The 17,925-nt window shown below is 73.4% G+C and carries 3 protein-coding genes; 2 read left to right on the plus strand and 1 reads right to left on the minus strand.

The window, feature by feature from the left end; genetic code table 11:
- Window positions 1–456: hypothetical protein (locus tag HF577_RS37340; protein ID WP_211173808.1), on the minus strand; the 456-nt coding region annotated here is incomplete at its 3' end.
- A gap of 151 nt (window positions 457–607) precedes the next feature.
- Here HF577_RS37340 and HF577_RS04910 point away from each other — a divergent pair.
- Window positions 608–16,477, plus strand: coding sequence for a protein-glutamine glutaminase family protein (locus HF577_RS04910; protein WP_211173809.1), 15,870 nt, complete (start codon window positions 608–610; stop codon window positions 16,475–16,477).
- Between the two features lie 399 nt (window positions 16,478–16,876).
- Window positions 16,877–17,920, plus strand: a complete 1,044-nt coding sequence (locus tag HF577_RS04920) for an aromatic ring-hydroxylating oxygenase subunit alpha (RefSeq protein ID WP_169394524.1) — start codon at window positions 16,877–16,879, stop codon at window positions 17,918–17,920.
- Window positions 17,921–17,925: the final 5 nt, after the last annotated feature.

The raw sequence follows: 17,925 nt of genomic DNA on the forward strand, positions 1-17,925 counted from the left end.
GCCCACGGTCGCTCCACCGCTCGACTCGACCGAGCAGCCGCGCCTCGCGACCGACGGCCCGGCAGGGATCGGCACGCCCGTCGAGCAGGCGGGCATCGCCGCGGCCACGCCGGACCCGACCACGACGCCCGCTCCGGAGCCCGGCGCAGGCCGCCCGGACACCGGGGCGACGCCCGTCGCGGTACCGGCCGGGGAGGCGTCCGGCGCGCACCCGGAGCAGAACCCCGCCGAACCCGCGACCGGGTCCCGGGTCGGACCGGCCACCGTCGGCGTGCCGGACGTCACCGCCGCCGCGCCGGTCACGCCCGGCCCGACCGCCGGCCCGACGACCGCCGGCCCGACGACCGCCGGCCCGACGACCGCCGGCCCGACGACCGCCGGCCCGACGACCGCCGGCCCGACGACCGCCGAACCGACGACCACCGGCCCGGCCACCGCGGTGGGCGTCGCCCCCACCCCGCCGGGCCGGCGCGACCGGGGAGCCGGGCGCTCGGATCCGGCCCCGGCACAGGAGCGACCCGGCGACCGGCCGGTCGCCGCGGACCCGGCCGGAACTTCTGACCTCCGTGCCGGGCCCAGCCCGGCGGAAGGACCGGCGACGGAGGGGGTGGCGACGAGCACCGACGCGCCCGCCGACGTCGTCGGCGCGCCCGCCAGCGGCCGGCCCGGTGACACGCGCACCGCGCCCACCCCTGCGTCCACCACTGGTGACCCCACCGTGGATCCGGCCGTCGAGGACGACGAGACCGCCATCGACGACGACCTGCCGGCGAGGGGGTCGACGCTGGGCAAGCAGCGCCCCCAGCGGGTGGCGGACCTGCGGGAGCGAGCCCTGGCGATCCTCACGCTGCACGCCCCCCACCTGGACCCTGCGCGGGCGGTTGTGGACGCCCTCGCCGTGCAGCTGCACCGCGACGGCTGGCGGCCGGACGTCCCGCACACGGAGGACGGTGCGCGGGATATGGCGGCGGCGATCGCGGCCGGCGAGGCCACCGGACCGGACCGGACCGACACCGACACCGACACCGACACCGACGAGGCCGTCCGGAGCGATCCGGAGGGCACCCGGTGGGACGCGACCGGAGAGGACGTGTCCGGGTTGATCGACCCCGCGCTGGTCGGGGCCATCCGGGACGAGCCCCTGCTGGTCGACCTGCCGGTGACCGCGGTGGTGCAGGCGATCGCGATCTACGAAAGCACCTTCCCCGACCGCGTGTTCGTCGGTCACCGCGGCCGGCAGGACCCGGGACACCAGGGCTATCGCGAGGCGGTTCGGAAGATCGCCCTCACGGTTCGCGACGACGGCGCCGACGCCGGCCGGCGGACCGCCGTGGACCTCGCGCGCTCGGAGCCCGGTGGTCCCGGACTGCGGGGCGGCAGCCACAGCGGTGTGCTCGCCGGGACCGGCTCCCGCCGGCGGGTCGCCGCGACCGTCCCGGACACGGGCACGTCGTCCACGGTGCCCCCGGCCCCGGCCCCGGCCCCGTCACCGGACCCGTCACCGGACCCGTCACCGGACCCGGCCCCGGACCCGTCCGGGCCGCCACCGCTGCCCGAGCCCGCCTACCCGTGGTACGTCGACCGCGACGCGCTCGGCGAGTTCGTGGTCCGCGACGTCGCGGAGTGGGACGCGCCGACCGCGCGGAGGCATGCGGCGACCGTGACAGCGGACCTACCGGACGACGACCTGCGCGCGCACATCGATGCCGCTGTGCACCACGTGCTCCGCACGAACGACGCCGGGCACTGGGACACGATGCTGCAGCACGGCGAGTATGTCGTCGTCGACGGCGCCGGGGGACAGCGGCTGCTGTGGCTGCGGCCGGTGCTGCGTCCCGAGCCCAGGCCCGTCCCCGACACCACGGCCACCCCGTGGCCGCACGACATCCGCTACAGCAGCACGACCGGGACGCAGGTCGCGGGCAGCAGCCGGAGCCGGAGCATCGAGCCCACGGCGCTGATCGGGTTCAGCGCCGGCGCCGCCGCCTTCGCCGCATCCGCCCCCTTCGGCGCCTTCACGGCGGTCGGGCCGCAGCTCGGGGCGAGCGTGCGGCACGACCACAGGCGCCGGGTCGAGCAGACCGTGCTCTCCGGGCGTGGGCTGGTGCCGACCACCGGGCTCCGGTTCCGGGCCGCCGTGCAGATCCGGGTGTTCGTCGACGGGGTCGAACTGCCGCGGGCCGGGGCGGTCCGTGTACCGCGGGGTCTCGCGGTCGACCTACCGAAGATCAACGTCGAGAACCGGCCGGTAATGCCGGCGATCGTGGAGGTCCCCGAGGAGATCGAGCCCGACGTCGACACCGAGGGCACACCCGGCTCCGGCCCGGACGGTCGGGCCGGCGAAGCGGCCGCGGTCCAGCGGCCCGTGCGGGTCCCCGTGGTCCTCACCGCGGTCGACACCATCCCCGTCGTGGCCGCGCTGCAGCGCAGACTGGTCGGGGCCGGGCTCCCGAAGCCGGACATCATGAAGATCCTCGAGGGGGCCCGCCCCGTCCTCGGGGAGAACTCGGCCCTCGCGCGCAGCAGGTGGTGGCTGACGAGCGGCGACATCGCGCCCCTCCCACAGTCCGCGCACATCGTGGGGCGCAACGTCAGTGGCACCCTCGCCGTGCGGGCGCGTGTCGACAGCGCCGCGTTCCTCGGGGTCGTCCCGAACGTCCCGGTACGCGACGACCTGGGTGTCGGGAACCGGGTCGACCACGGCACCTCGGGCCAGTCGGGGGCGCGGTTCGGCATCGTCGGCGCCTTCGGTGATGTCATCCCGCTGATCACCGCCCCGGGCGGGCCGACCACGAGCCCGTCCGTGGGGGTCGCCCTGCCCAGCGCGCGCTTCGGCCGGGACGCCGCGCTGAGCCTGGGCGTGCAGACGTCCCGCTACACCCTCCTGAAGCTCGGGGAGGACCAGGCGCGCTACCGGGTCACGCTGGAGGTGACCGCCACCGTGGAATCGTCGTCGTACCCCGACATCGGTCCGGTGCCCGTGACCGTGGAGGGGGAACTGGGGGTGCCGTGGCGCGGCGGCCGAGGCCCCCGCGAGTTCGAGGTGCGGACGTTCGGTGGGGTGTACACACCGGAGCTCCAGCGATCGGCGCCGACGGGGATGCGGGTGAGCCCCGGCCCCCTGGCGGCGAACCCGCACGTGCGTGCCCTCATGAACCTGGCGGACGTCCAGCGGGTGCGCACCTTCGTCCGCCCGGAACGGCTGGACCGACCCCTGGCCGCGCCGCATCCCCGGGAACCGTTCGCGCTGGCGGCCCGCCGTGGGCAGGGGTTCGCGACGCAGGTGGCGCTGCCCGGCGCCGAGCTCGTCCTCGATCAGCTGCGCTGGGCCCTGCGCCAGGAGTTCCCCGCGGACCGCCGGGCCCGCATCGACTGGTCGGCGGCGGACCTGTTCCTGCAGCGGCGCTACGGCCGCCCGGCGCTCGAACCCGACCTCGGCAGCGTGGTCCTCGGGATCGGGGGCACCGTCGAGGTCGGCGGCCGCACCTACCGGGTCTTCGTGCGTGGCACGCCTGCCGAGCGGGTCGGCGGCGACAGCTACGACCTGTCGGTGTCGACGCGCGCCACCACGACCGACAGCTTCGGTGGGCGTCGCGGAACCCGCTGGTCGCTCACCGCTTCCGCCGGAGGCGCCTTTCGCCTCACCTTCAGCAACAACGCGCAGCTGCAGCTGGGGTCCTTCGGCGGCCGCCTGGCGACAGATCGGGGCGGCGAGGACTCGTTCTCCTCGACCGTCGTCGTGCAACGGCGCCTTGACACCAGCGGGCCGGTCGACCAGCACGACTACCGGATGGTCTACGAGCTCTCGCTGCGCCGCGTCGAGCCCGGCCGGGACCACCCGGCCGACCGCTGGTGGATCGACGACGACGACGTCCTCGCCCAGTCCGCGGTGCCGGTATGGCAGGTGCCGCAGACACCGCTGACCCTCGACCAGGTCCTCCAGGCGGGTGCCGTGCACGTGCGCGACAGTTGGCCGGGCCCGTCCGAGCACGACCTCGACTTCTCCCGGGGCACGTCGGGCGTGCACCCGGTCTTCCTCACGATGCCGGAGCTGGGGCGTGTCCTCGCGAGCCAGTACGCCCGCCTGAACGGGCTGCCCACCGGGTGGGAGAACGAGCCTGATCTCTGGCCCACCGAGCTGACCGACATGGTCACGCCCACGACGCTGACGGCACAGTTCGAGCGGTACGCCCGCCCGCGCGGGCGTGAGGTGACCCTGCCGCCCCACGAGGGGTGGCGCCAGACCGTCCGGCTGCGGATCCGCGCCGCCGCCCCCGGTCCGGATCTGCCGGTTCCGAACGACCTGCAGATCCAGCACTACCAGGAGGTCGGAGCGAGCCACGGCGTCGAGCAGCGGGACGACCGGGGGTTCTCGCTGGAGGGGTCCGCCGGATTCGTGTTCGGTGCCGGTGTCCACGGAAACCCGGGCGACGATCTCGTTTCCGCGGGGGCGGGTGGGGTGCAGGCCCGCCTCCGCGGGATCCTCTTCGCAAGCGGTGGCCCGTCCTGGCGCCGCACGACGGGCTCGGAGCAGGGGGCCGGCGCCGTCAGCCGCGCCACGTACCGGAACCTGAAGGGCTTCCGCTCGACCGTCCTGATCGAGGCCCGGATCGAGCGGGTCAAGGACGACCGGCGCGAGGAGAGAACGCGGTACCTGGAGGTCGACGCCGGAGCCGACCTGCTGATCCCGGAACGGCGGCTCGCCGACCTCCTCGGGCCGTACACGTACACCCCCGCCCCGTCGGGCGGCGCGCGGACCTACCTGACCGGAGCCCCGCTCAGCGGGTCCGTGCACCCCGAGTCGCTGGAGGTGCACGGCGTCGCCGACGAGATCATCGCCCGGCTCACGAGACGTGGGCTGCTGGCGTCGGACGGCCGGCAGGACACCGACGACGCGGCGCTGCTGCGCAGCGCCGTCGACTCCGCGTTCTCCGCCGACGCGCTCGTGACCCAGTACCCCGAACTCCGGGGTGGTGGGGTCGTGCGGTGGGCGCCCATCGCCGGGTCCGGCGGGCGAACCACCTATCTCTGGATCCGGGTGTCCATCAAGTCGATCGCCCCGGCACACGCGCACAGCCACCGCCCCGACGTGGGGCTCAACTTCCGCAGCCTGCGCAGCGACGCGAGCACCGCCGGCTCGGGGCGGGTCCAGCGGCACGGCGTCGGCACGTCGTGGCGGGCCCGCGTCACGAACGAGAGCGGCGGTGGCGGCCTCGGCCTGGCCGGCGGCTACGAGGCCGAGACGACGAACGCCGAGCGGCACAGCCAGCGGACCCGCGACACCTACCGCTTCAGCAACGCGGACACCTCCGAGGAGTTCACGCACGCGGTCACGTACCGGATCGAGACCGGCACCACCACGGAGCTGCCGGCGGTGCTGGCGGTGCCGGCGCGGGCGGCCGGGGCCCTGTGGGACGGGATCCGCAACATCCTCGGGAGCGACGGCCCGCCGGCGCTGGTGCCGGCTGCGCTTGCCGCGCTGCCGGCCGGGGCCTGGTACTCCGACGGCCGCACGGCGGACGGGGACGGGACCGTCCCCGGAAGCGTTCGCCTGCTCGTCCCCACCTCGTTCACCGCTCCCGCCCCGCAGCCCGGCCCGTCGCCGGTCGAGGTGGCCCCGGCGATCGACCCGGCCCGCGTGACGGATGTGCGCTGGACGAGGCTGACCACGTCGTCGCCGGTGCCCGGATCGGTGCTCGACGCCATCCACCCCCTGGACGTCGCGGCCTTCACCGCGGTCCGGCAGTGGGCGAAGGTCGCGGTGCTCGCGGACGACCCGGCCCGCAGGCCCCAGGTCACGGTCGGGCAGAACTGGGCCCTCTCCGGGATCGACTTCACCACCGTCGCCGGCCAGATCTACGACGGCCGGACCCGGGAGAGCGAGCTGCGCGCGAACATCGTGCAGCTGCTCGCCTCGTCGTACACGGTGCCGGTGGGCGACCACGTCGTCCACGTCGGCCTGCGCCCGGTCCGGGCCCGCCTGCTCGGGGCGGAGGGGGGCCCCGCCGTGAAGAGCCGCCACTTCGAGCTGCCGCGGGATTCCACGGCCGTCGAACGGTCCCGGTCGTCGGGCTGGCAGGCCACGGCCGCACCGGAGGCCGACGTGCAGCTCGGGGGCCCCCCGGTGCGCGCGACCTTCCCGGTCCCGCTGTACGACGGTCAGCAGTCGCAGGGCGGCGCGGGAGAGCTGAGCGACACCCTCGACGACGAGCGGGAATGGACGAAGCCCCACCGGGCCTACGCCTTCGACGTGACCGTGGTCGCGCACCGGGCCGACGACACGCAGCACGCGCTCGAGGTGGACGTCGCCGATGGGCTGGTCGCGATGTTCCCCACCGACGACGGCGGGCGGCTGCCGGCCGACCTCGAGAAGTTCCTGGACCTTCTGACCGGGTCCGCGGAGCTGATCCAGGACGTGCAGGCGCGACTGCAGCGACGGCTGGACATGACGCGGCCGGGCCGGCCGGGAGTGCTGGACCTGGCGGCGGTCGCCGGGGACGTCGCGCGCCACGAGCGTCCCGACATCATCTGGCGGGCGGCCCTGGACTTCCTGCGGCAGGATCCGCGCCTCGCCGCGCAAGTGGGTTTCGTGCGGGACATGACGCTCGATCCCGTCTCGCGGCGGTGGACCGCGATCGCGCTGCCGCCCGAGGTGCGCGGGATGTACCAGGTGACCGGCCGGGCGACGATCGACGGCGACGGCGGCCGCCGGCCCGTCCGGTTCCGGTCACAGCCCGACACGTCGCCTTCCTTCGCCCGCGCCGGCATCTCGGTCCCCGAGCCGTTCGCGATCGGGTTCGGGTTCGACCAGGACTCCGTCGCCGACGTGCTCCCCACGTTCGAGATGGCCGCCACCGCGCGGTGGCTGGCGGAGGTCGCTGCCGCTCGCGGCTCCCATGCCGGGTTGCCCGAGGCGGCCTTCGCCGGTCACGGGAGCGGCAGGCAGGACGACCGGCCGGGCGGGGCGGACGGTCGTCGCCGGGCCTCCGCGGTCCGCGAGCGCATGGTGCAGCTGGTGGAGGCGCATCTGCGGATGCTGGGCGCGGACCCGGGCCTCGTCGGGGCGCTCCTGCCGGCGCACCTGGTGTCCGGACTGTCGGCGGTTGACGACGCCGAACAGGGCACCCTGCGAAGTGTCGACGTCCGGGTCACCGACGAGGCGAACGAGCCGCAGTACCGGGGCGCGGGCCACGGGCCTCGTGGTCCGGTCGCACCGGAGGTTCCGGTTCGGTGGACGCCCGGCCGGCCGGGCGGGGACGACGCGGATCGGTGGGCCGGGTTGTTGGCGGTGGCGCCGGTGGTGCGGCGTGAGCACACGTGGGCCGATCCGGTGTTCGGTCGGCCTGCGGTGGTGTCGTCGTTCGACGTGCGCCGGGTACGGGACGGTGATGGTGCCGGGCTGACCGAGCTGCGGGTCGGGGTGTTCCTGGAGCCGGCTGCGGAGATCTCGGCCGCTGATCTCGACGACGTGTGGGCGCGGGCCGAGGCGGGGGCGGTGGAGCACCTCAACCTGCCGGGGGCCCGGTTGGGCAACGGCGACCTGGCGCGGTTGGCGGTCGAGCGGGTCACTGATCCGTCGTCGGCGCACCTGGTGGTGCGGGTCGTGGCATCGGCGGAGCGGATGACCCAGGACCGGTGGGTGGTGGGTCAGCGGCCGGTGTTGTACGCGCACGAGCTGGCGCACCAGTTCGGGTTGCGCGACGAGTACCGCGACGAGGCCGGCGTCGAGCCCGGCGCCGGCGTGGCCGACATCGGCGGCAGCCTGTTGGGGCGGTTCGACGAGGCCGTTCCGGAGCTGGGTCCCGATGTGCCGGAGCCCGAGCGCGCGCGGTATCCGCAGGCCGGTTTGCGGCCGCGGAACGTGCAGTTGCTCGACGCGTTGATCGGCGACGTCGAGCACGCGGACACCAGCTCCATGGAGCTGGCTTCGCCCACGGGACCGACCGGCGATCGAGAGCTCGACGTCGCCGGTTCCGACGACGACCCGGCACCGGCGGCACCGCTCCGTGACGAGATCGACGGCGGCGAGATCGATGGCGGCGAGATCGGCGGCGACATCCCGGTCGGCGACGGTGACGCCGCGGACGGGGCCGACGACACCGGCGGGGGGTTGGCGGAGCTGGCCGGCGAGCTCGGCCGGCGCGCGGCACTGGCTGGACCGGCTGGGAAGCTGCATCTCACGCTCACCGGGTACGGCAGCGCGTCGGAGTCCGCCAACAACCGCCGGGCGCAGCGGGTAGGTGCTGCACTGGCGGCGCACCTGCACGCGGCCGAACAGGCCGGTGGCGGGTTCCGGCTCGACGACATCGGCGTCCACTTCGAGTCCGACCGGTCCTCGGCAACGGGCGTGGCGGCGGGCGTCCGGTGGCGTGCCGAGCTGCTCCCGGCCTGGTTCGGCCCCGCCGAGCGGGTCGACCGGGTCGCCCTGGAGGTGGCGCGGTCGACGGCCCCGGTGGCGAGGGTCGACTCGGAACTGCGCTCGGTGCGCCGCGACGGCGGGCACGACGTCGTCCCGATCCGGTACGAGCGGCGGCGGTTCGTCGTCGGCGGGCTGGGAGTCCAGGACTTCACGCTGCGGTTGCATCTGGACGCGCCGGGCGTGGATCCGGCCGAGGTCTCGGCGCTGGCCGCGCGGGCGACGGACGGTGTACAGCGGTTCCTCAACGGCGGGTACGGGCTGCCGTCGGGTGATCAGCTCCACGTGACGGTGGAGTTCGTCGGCTCTCGGGACGAGGCGGACGACTCGGTGCGGGTGGTGCCGGGTGACGGGGCGGGCAGCGACGTCGGCACCTGGCGGCTGGACGCGTCGACGGCGGTGCTCGCACGCCAGATCGTGCACCGGCTGGGGGTCGAGGACGAGTACGCCGACGACGGCTCGGGGGGAGGGCTGCGGCCGCGGAACCTGACTGCGCTGGAGCAGCAGGCGGACGAGTCGGCGCTGCCGGACGATGAGTTCCCGCGGGTCGACGCGTCCCGCGGCGGCAGCTCGACACGCCCGCCGTCGGACGGCGACGCGTCGGCGCGCGGAGGGTTCGCGCCGGCCGCGTCGAGCCCGGTTCCCGGGGGTTTCCTGCGTGGTGACGGGAGTGCCGAACCGGGCATGTCGGTGGGTGCCGCGCCGGCCCTGCGGCTGCGCGGAGGGGCACCGGAGCTGGTGCTTGCCGTGCGTTCGCTGCTGCGGGGCTTCGGGTCCGGCAGTCGGCGGTCGCATGCGTCCGGGCGCGATCACCAGGACCGGCAGCGGTCGTTCCGGCCCGCGCAGGTCCGGTCGCTGGACCTGCACGCCTTCGAGGGCCGCGGGGCCGGGCTCGACCTGCGGCGCAGCCCCGACCGGAACAGCTTCCCCGCCGACGTCTTCCAGGACAGCGCGGGACTCACCGGCACCCGCTGGGTCGGTGAGCATCTCCTCGTGATGCACCCGGGCGGGCTCGACGCCGAACAGGCGCTGCGCATCGGAGCGTTCCACGCGCAGTCGGCGCCCTGGGCCCGCGATCGCCCGTTCGTCGTGCTCGTGGACGAGAGCCCCGGCGGCCAGCTGTTCGAGATCGTCGACGGGGACGGCCGGGCGCTGCGGGTCGGTGGCGCCGCCCTCGCGCAGGTGGTGACGGCCTCGCGCGCCTTCGCCGCCGAGGGCCGCCGGCGCCCGGTCGTGCTGCTGGTCGACGGACCGGCCGGGTCGACCGGCCGCGAGTCGGCAACCCGGGACTTCGCCACCGCCTTGCGCCGATACGCCGGTGGTGCGGTCGACGTGTACGCCTACGGCGGCGCCATGACGACCCTGGTCGTGCCGGACCGCGGCGGCATCCGCGTACCGGTCACCGTCGTCGCCTCCGACGGCGGCAGGTGGATGCGTCACGGGGGGGACCGCCCGCTGGTCGTGGACGATTCCCCGCTCTCGGCGCGGGAACTGCACGTGGTCGCCCACCTGAACGCCACCATCGGCCCGGACGGCTCGATCCGGGTCGCCCCGGGCGAGCGTCCCCGGCTGGTCGACCTGGACCTGACCGAGCAGAGCGAGCTGTTCGACGGAGACGGCCGACTGGTCGGCGTCGCGCTCGGCGTCAACCGGAACGACACCCGTACCGCCGTGCGGTGGGCTGCCACGGGTGGTTTCCGCCGGGTCTACCGCCGGCCGGAGTTCTGGTCCGACGGGGCGCCTGGGCTGTGGACCCCGTCGCCGGACGACCGGATCGACCCCTGGCCGGCGCAGGTCGCCGGCCGGCGACCGTTCTTCGTCGTCGGGCACAACGCGGCCGTCGAGTCCGCGGCAGGAACGGCGCGCGTCAGCGGGACGGCACTGGCGTTGGCGTTCATGCGGACCGACGCGTTCCGGGAGGCCCATGCCGCGGGCGGGAGGTGGCCGACGGCGTACGTGCTGATCTCGTGCAGCACCGGGCGCGTCAACGGTCCCGGTGGTACGGCGTACGACTTCCAGCGCACCCTGGCGCGCTTCGGTTTCACCGCCCCGGTGATCGCTGCGGACGAGGTCGTCTCCAACGGGAGGATCGTGTCGCCGGCGGACGGGAGCAGGGTCTACGCCACCATCGTCTGGAACGGCCGGTGGCTGGTCTTCTCCGGATCGGAGGCTCCCCCATCGTCCGGCCCCGCGGTGCCCGGCGGCCAGCCGTCGTGGGGCTGGGGTGGCGGTGCGCGTGGTCCCGTGGCTCCCGAGGTCCGGGAGGATCGAGGTTCCGGGCCGATGCGGCCCCAGGCCGCCGACCAGCGGGAGGCTGGGCCCGCGCCCGGGCAGGGTGACGCGGGTGGGGTGGATCGGTGGACCGCGCTGCTGGAGGCGGTGCCGGCGGAGCGAGTGGTGCGGCGTGAGCACTCCTGGGTCGATCCGGTGTTCGGCCGGCCGCCTGTGCCGACGGCGTTCGACGTGCGGCGGGTCCGGGACGGGGACGGGGTCGGGCTGACCGAGCTGCGCGTGCGGGTCTTCCTGCAGCCCGGTGCCGGGGTGTCGGCGGGCGACCTCGATGAGGTGTGGGCGCTCGCCGAGGCGGGGGCGTCGACTTATCTGCAGGTGCCGGGCGGGCGGCTGAGCAACGGCGACCTGGTTCGGTTGTCGGTCGAGCGCGTCGCGGACGCGGGCGAGGCGCACCTGGCGGTGCGGGTGGTGACGGCGGCGCCGCGGATGAGCCAGGACCGGTGGGTGGTGGGTCAGCGCCCCGTGCTGTACGCGCACGAGCTGGCGCACCAGTTCGGGTTGCGGGACGAGTACCGCGATGATGCGCTCGGCGCGCCGGCCGAGGGGATGGCCGATGTCGGCGGCAGCCTGCTCGGCCAGTTCGACGAGCCCGGCCCCGACCCGGGTCCCGTGTCGGAGCAGGAGCGGGCCTGGTACGCCCACGGTGGGCTGCGGCCCCGGCACGTGGCGCTGCTGGAGACCCTGATCGGCGTCGAACCCGCCGGGCACCTGCGGGTGGACAGCACGGACGTCGGCGCAGCCGGTCCGATGGCGGCGCCCCCGGGCGTGCAGGTCGGTGTCGAGGAATCTGCGCTGGCCGAGATCCAGGATGAGCTGAGCAGGCTGGCGGCGGCGGCGGCGGCGCCGGACACGGGTGCCGTCGAGCCGGGCGGGGCGAGAACGTCGCCCTCCGGTGCCCCCGACGTGGCGCCTGTTGCCGGTACGTCCCGATCGGGGAGCGTCCGGGGCGTCGACTTGGATGGTCGGCTCGACGCTGAGGATCAGCCACTGCTCGACGACCTGATCGCCGAGATTCCTTCCGCCCCGCCGCAACACGCTGAGCACGGGCTCTCTGCGTCCCACCCGTCAGTGTTGCCGAGCGAATTCGATGTCGGTGCCGTCGCCGTCTCGGAACCGGTGGTGTCCCGCCCGGACCCGGAGGAGCGGGAGATCGTGGCGCCGACTGCATCGGAATCGACGGCGGCTTTCACGGACGAACACCGCAGAGACGAACACCGCACAGAACTCGACTTTGCGGAGGGCATCGACGGGTCACTGAGTGACAGCGATCTCGCCGGTGCGGCTCCGGCGCCGCACCGACCGGAATCGGACGTGCACGAGAGATACCCGTGGCTCGCGAACGTGAACCCGCTCCGCGGTACCGATAGTCAGTTCGACACGAACTGCCTGCTGGCGGCGATCGCGACGGATTTGTCACTGGCGACCGGCGAACCCCATCAGGCCGGCGCTGCGGATGTGTCACCGGAGCAGCACCTGCGCAACTACGTCGGAGACCGACCGTTGCTGCACGTGCCGGGCTATACGGCACTGGCCGAGGCGCTGCAGAAAGCCCCGGTCGGTGCGCGTGGCCTGGTCGTGGTGAACACCGAGCACCGTGACATCTCCCACGTCGTCGTGGGCGTGCGCGACGACAGCGGTGTGGTGTTCCTTGACGGGCAGACCGGCCGTCAGGCGATGCTCCCAACCCGACCGCGGCGGCTGCGATTCGTCGACACGGGCGACGTGCCGGTGCCGGTGCCGACCAGTTGGCCCCCTGCAGCGTTGGAACAGGTGCTTCTGGGCGGGGTCGGTTCCGAGTCCGAGGAACACGTGATCTTGGAGCCGCCGCGGGGAGCAGTGGTGCGGGAGGACATGGCGGTTCTCAGCTACCGCGGCATCGCCGTCAAGCTCGACCGGGTTCGATACATGTCGACCCGAGCCGGAAGCATCTACGTGCATCCGGAGGATGTGCCGCACGATGCCGATCTTGAGGCGCTCCACCCCTACATCCTGGAGATCGTCCCACCTCCGATCGCATTGCACACGGGGGAGCTCGACTTCGTGGACGAGGAGGAACTGTTCGAGGCGTGGAACGACCTGTGGCAGCGACTGGGTGACATCCCTCAGGAGGGGGCGCCGGTATCCGTGGTGCTTCCCGAAACTGCCGGGGCCAGCTACCACCGTCCGTGGGTCGGGAACTCATGGCTGCGGCGCCCGGTGCAGGGCCGGGGCCGAGCTCGTTACGTGCAATGGACCGCAGGCCTGCCCTTGGCGGGGGTATACCCGACGCTGCGTTGGTTGACGTCCGTAGAGCGGAGTCCACGGCGGGAACCCCTCCTCGCCACGATCGACAGCGTGCGCTTCTCGGACGAAGTGGGCGCGAAGTTCGCCGGTGTACCGCCGCACTTGGCCAAACTGCTCGCCGTGGTGAATGAGACCGTGGACTCTGTGATGGGGATATCCGCATTGTCCTACTCGCATGTCGCCGCTCTTCTTGACGACTTCCGTGTGAGGAATCGTGGCCTGGGATTTAAGCCCGGCCTGCGGAAGAACCGCGTGCTCCTGGCGTCCCGGCACTCTCTCGGAGAATGGCGGAGCACACTCTCGTGGGATGCTGCCGGTTTCCTGGAGGAGGAGTCGAACTGGATCGCCGACAATCTGCTCCGTGTCTACCGGCGCCGGTATCCGGAACTCTCCGATGATTTGCGGAGAATTCCCCTTCCTGAAAATTCCCACGTCTCGCTACGGGACTATCTGGACAACGCGCTGCTGAGTGATCCGCCGGTGCAGGTCGACCAGGAGATGAGCTTGGGTATGAACCCGTGGCCGCACCCCCCGGAGACGAGCACCGGCGTGACTCTCCTGCACGCGGAGTTCCGGCATCTGTGGGAGCAGGATCACAACGTGCCCGAACCTCAGTCCCGGGGTCTGGTCCGCACGCAGTTCCGCGAGCTGGCCCAGCAGGTGCGCACGGCTTTCGCACGTTCGGCCGGGAGATCGGATTTCGCACCGCTGCTACTCAACGACCTCGCCCGACGCGCCGGGCGGCAGGCGATCCAGGATGTCGTGCTGGCGTTGGATTACTCGCTCGACGTCGATCAAAGCAGATCGACGCGCAATTGGGCGCCGCTCCAGCTCGATCGCCACAAAGCCCTGATCGACGCAGTTGCGCAGTTGGTGGCCGGCCCGGGCACCCGCCTCGTGCGCGACCGGCTGATCGACGAACTCGAGAAGCTGCGCCACGACCTGAGTCGGGTCTTGCCCGGGCACCCGCAGCTGAACGCCCAGCGGGCGGTGGTCGCCCAAAATCAGGTCGTCCGGGCGCTCACGGCGTTGCGGAACTGGCGCGTGCTTCCCGACCCGGTGGCGATCGAGTTCCCGCAGGGCAGCAAGTCGGTTCCGCACGATGGCAGGCTGGCGCTTGCCAGGATCGGCGAAGCCGCAATCGCACACGTGATGGCGGGCGACCCCGTCGAGATCCAGGTGGAAGCCGGCGGCAACGGGGGAGTCAGGGGTGAGGCGCGGGCGATCGCGACGGGCGCGCAACGAGCGCAGGCCGTTCTCGATGCGCTGGTGCCGCAGGTGCGGCAGCGCCTGACGGAGCTGGGCGGAAATCCCGACTTGGTGTTCGTGGCCTTCCACCGTCGTGGCCAGGGTCCGTCGACCGCGCCTGGTCTGAATCTCGCGGCAGACGAAGCCGGCGTGCGCACCGCCGCCGTCTGGTTACTCCCTGCGTCGTCCGACGAGGGGATCGATAACAGCGACTGGAACCTCTTACTGCAGGTCAATACCCAGCTGCGGCAGCGCAATCGCCCTGCAGCGCCCGCCCGAATTCTGGCCGCGGCCACGCGGTACGCCCAGCGGCCGGACTGGAGGCGCGGCGACCTGGCCGATAAGGCCAGGAAAATCGCCGATCTCCTGTTGTCGGGCGAGGTGGGTCGCCTGCCCGGCGGCGCGTCCCGGGCGCCGGATGGCACCCCCGACGCGGCGCCTGCTGCCGGTACTTCCCGATCGGCAGGTGCCCGGGGCGTCGACTGGGATGGTCCGCTCGACGCTGATGGTCAGCGACTGCTCGACGACCTGATCTCCGGGATACCTGCCGACACGCCGCAAGGTGCCGACCTCGACGTCGGGGTCGACGAGGACGGTCAGGTCGACGAGGCCGGTCGGGAGCGGCTGGCCGAGTTCGCCGTCCGGGTTGGCCGGATGGCGGCCATGGCGTCGCCGGGCCGGCAGTTGGAGGTCACGCTCATCGGGCACGGCATCTCGACGTCGGCAGGCGTCGGCCGCCCGCCGGCGCAGCAGGTGGGTGCTGTGCTCGCGGCGCACCTTCACGCGGCGGAGCGGGACGGGGCGGGATTCCGGCTCGCCGACATCGCCGTTCGCGTCGTGTCCGGCGACCTCGGCGGTCCCACCCGGGTGCGGGTCGACGCCGCGCTGGTCCCGATGAACGGCGCCGGGGCGGAGCCGTCCGGTGGGGACGTGTCGCGAGAGCCGCGGGCGTCGGCGGCACCGCTGCGGTTGCGTGGTGGTGCCCGTTCGGACGTGGGCGGCGGGCGGGAGGTCGAGCCGGGCCCCAGCGAGATGATGGCCTTCACCGTGGGTGACCTGCTGGTGGCGTTCGCGCCGACGGGTGTCACGCACTCGCAGCTCGGTGCGTACCTGACGCACATCCCGGCGACGAGCATCGTGGTGCTGCAGCGCCCGGCGCCCGACCTGGCGGCGCTCGCTGTCGCGCGCGGCTTCGCCGTCGCCCACCCGGTGCCCGGCGGCGTGGCCGAGATTCTGCACGACAGCTTCCGCAGCCCGACCGGATGGACCGTGACGACTGCCGCGGGTGTGACCGACACCGACCCTGGGCCGGACCTCAGGCTTCGGCACCTCGTCGCGCTGCACCGCGCCGCCGCGGAGCCACGCATGCCCGCCCTAGCGCAGCGGCACCGACGAGATGCTCCCCGGCCGACCGCCCCGGCGCCTCGACCGCGCACTCCGGAGTCGGAAGGCTGGGTTGACGACTACATCCTGGACGACTCGCCGTCACCCCCCGAAGCGGACCGATCGCCCGGACCGGGGACAGCGGGGGTGGTCACCGAGGAGCGAGCCGGGATCCTCTTCGGGCAGCTGAGGCAGAGCGGCTTCGTCAGCTCCACGGGACAGGTGCTGGAGATCCCGTGGGACCAGGTCGACGACGGTTGCACTGAACGGGCCTTCCTCCTGAGCCAGCAGCTTCTCACCGTGGGCGTGCCCACCAGGAGGATCTTCGCGGTCGGCACGGCCGATCCCGAGGACACCGACGCGGGGTTGTGGGTCCACTCGGAGTCCGCCGGCGCCGGCAGGCCCGGAGCCCCCGCCGTGATCGGGCTCGGGTACCACACAGCGGTGACGCTGCAGGTGCAGCGACCTGACGGGCGCGTCGAGGAAATGGTGGTCGACCCGTCCATAGCGCCGGACGGGCCGGTCACCACGAGGGAGTGGCTGGCGCGGATGCACGTCGACGAGACCGCCGTATGGCCGCTCGGCGAGAGCCACGACGAGGTGGTGACGAGCCTCCGGCAGATGCCCGCAGACACCCCGCGGAACGAGGAGGGTTATCCCGAGGACTACGTCTCCGTCTTCCGGGTCGAACCGCAGGTGTACTACTACCCGCGGGTCAACCCGCGCACCCGGGCGCACCTCAATCCGGACCATGCGCCACCGGGGTTCACCACGGCTGATGCGCACACGGCGTTCCTGGAGCGGCTCGACGTCCTCGAGGAGCAGGTGAACGAGTCGCGCCGGCGCCGGAGCTGAGACGGCCGTCACCCGGCGCGGCCCCGATCCGCCCGCTGCGGGAGGACTCGCCCACGCTGCTCGGCGTCGCCGACGAACGAGGAGCGGGATCATGCGCTCCTGCAGAGCGGCATCGGGCCGCGGATCGCGCTCGCGACGCTCGCCGTGCTGAGCCCCGACGTGCTGCGCAGCGCGCTGGTCGAGGGGAGATCAGCACGATCTTCTCCCTGCGGCGATGTGGGTGCCGGCGCGGTCGCCACTCGCGGGTCGACCGGACCGGCCGCGTCGGCGGGCCCGGCGGGTCGCCGTCGGCGCTTACACCGCTTCAACTCGTCAGGATCGCCCGATCGCGTTCCGTGTCCGCCGCTGATCCGCGACAGTGATCACGGACCGCCCGACGACGTGATGGGGGATCACGACATGAACGACCTGTACTCCCGCGACGCCCTGCGCACCGCCTTCCGGCACAACTGGTTCGTCGTCGCGCGGTCGCAGGACATCGGCACCCCGCAACCGGCGCAGCTGTTGGACCAGCAGCTCGTGGTCTTCCGGGATGCCGGCGGCGGGGCCAGGGTGCTGGACCGCCGCTGCATCCACCGGGGCGCCGACCTCGCCGCGGGCGCGGTCAGCGGCGACGCGCTCCGGTGCCCGTACCACGGCTGGGAGTTCGAGGGCAGCACCGGACGCTGCTCACGCATCCCGGCGCTCGCCGACCCCGCACGCATCCCGGTGAACGCCGCCGTGGCCGCCTACCCCGTGATCGAGCGCTTCGGACACGTGTGGACGTGCCTCGACGAGCCCGTCTTCGACCTGCCCCACCCGCCGGAGATCGCGGACCTCACCCTGGAGTGGCGCGCCGCGGCGCCGATCCCCGCCGAGTGCGGCTTCATGGCGGCGGTGGAGAACTTCCGGGACATGGCGCACTTCCCGTTCGTCCACGGCCCGTCGATGGGTGAGGTGGACCCTGTGGTGCCCGACCTCGACGTGCGGCGCGACGGCCGCGAGGTGCGCGTGTCCTACTACTACCCGCAGGTGGCCGGGTCGGACTTCTCCGGCACCGGTGACGCGTGGATGCACTACCACTCGTACGCGCCCGGCATCGCCACGATCCTGTACGACTTCGGCGCGCGCATCGGCAAGCGCTACCTCGTCGACTTCCCCTCGCCCGTGAGCCACGACCGCTGCGTGATCTATTGGGCGGTCGCCACCGATGCGGGATTCACGGGCGGCTCGGTCGACCGGATCCTGGAGATCGAGACGAAGGTGTTCGACGAGGACACCCCGATCCTGGAGGGCCTGGTGCCGAAGGAGGTGCCGCTGGCGCACGAGGCCGAGGAGGTCTCCAGCGCCGCGGACCTCTACACGCTGCAGTACCGCCGGGCCACCAAGTGGGCCGTCCAGGAGATCACCAGGGCGCGGCAGGCCGTCGCCGGGACGGCGGCGCGGCCGCGGGCCGGGCACTGAGCTCG

Source organism: Pseudonocardia xinjiangensis (assembly GCF_012911925.1).
GTDB lineage: Bacteria > Actinomycetota > Actinomycetes > Mycobacteriales > Pseudonocardiaceae > Pseudonocardia > Pseudonocardia xinjiangensis.

What these genes read in the sequence shown, in the direction of transcription:
- HF577_RS04920 (WP_169394524.1), top strand. Translation starts at nt 16,877, where the DNA reads ATGAACGACCTGTACTCCCGCGACGCCCTGCGCACCGCCTTCCGGCAC.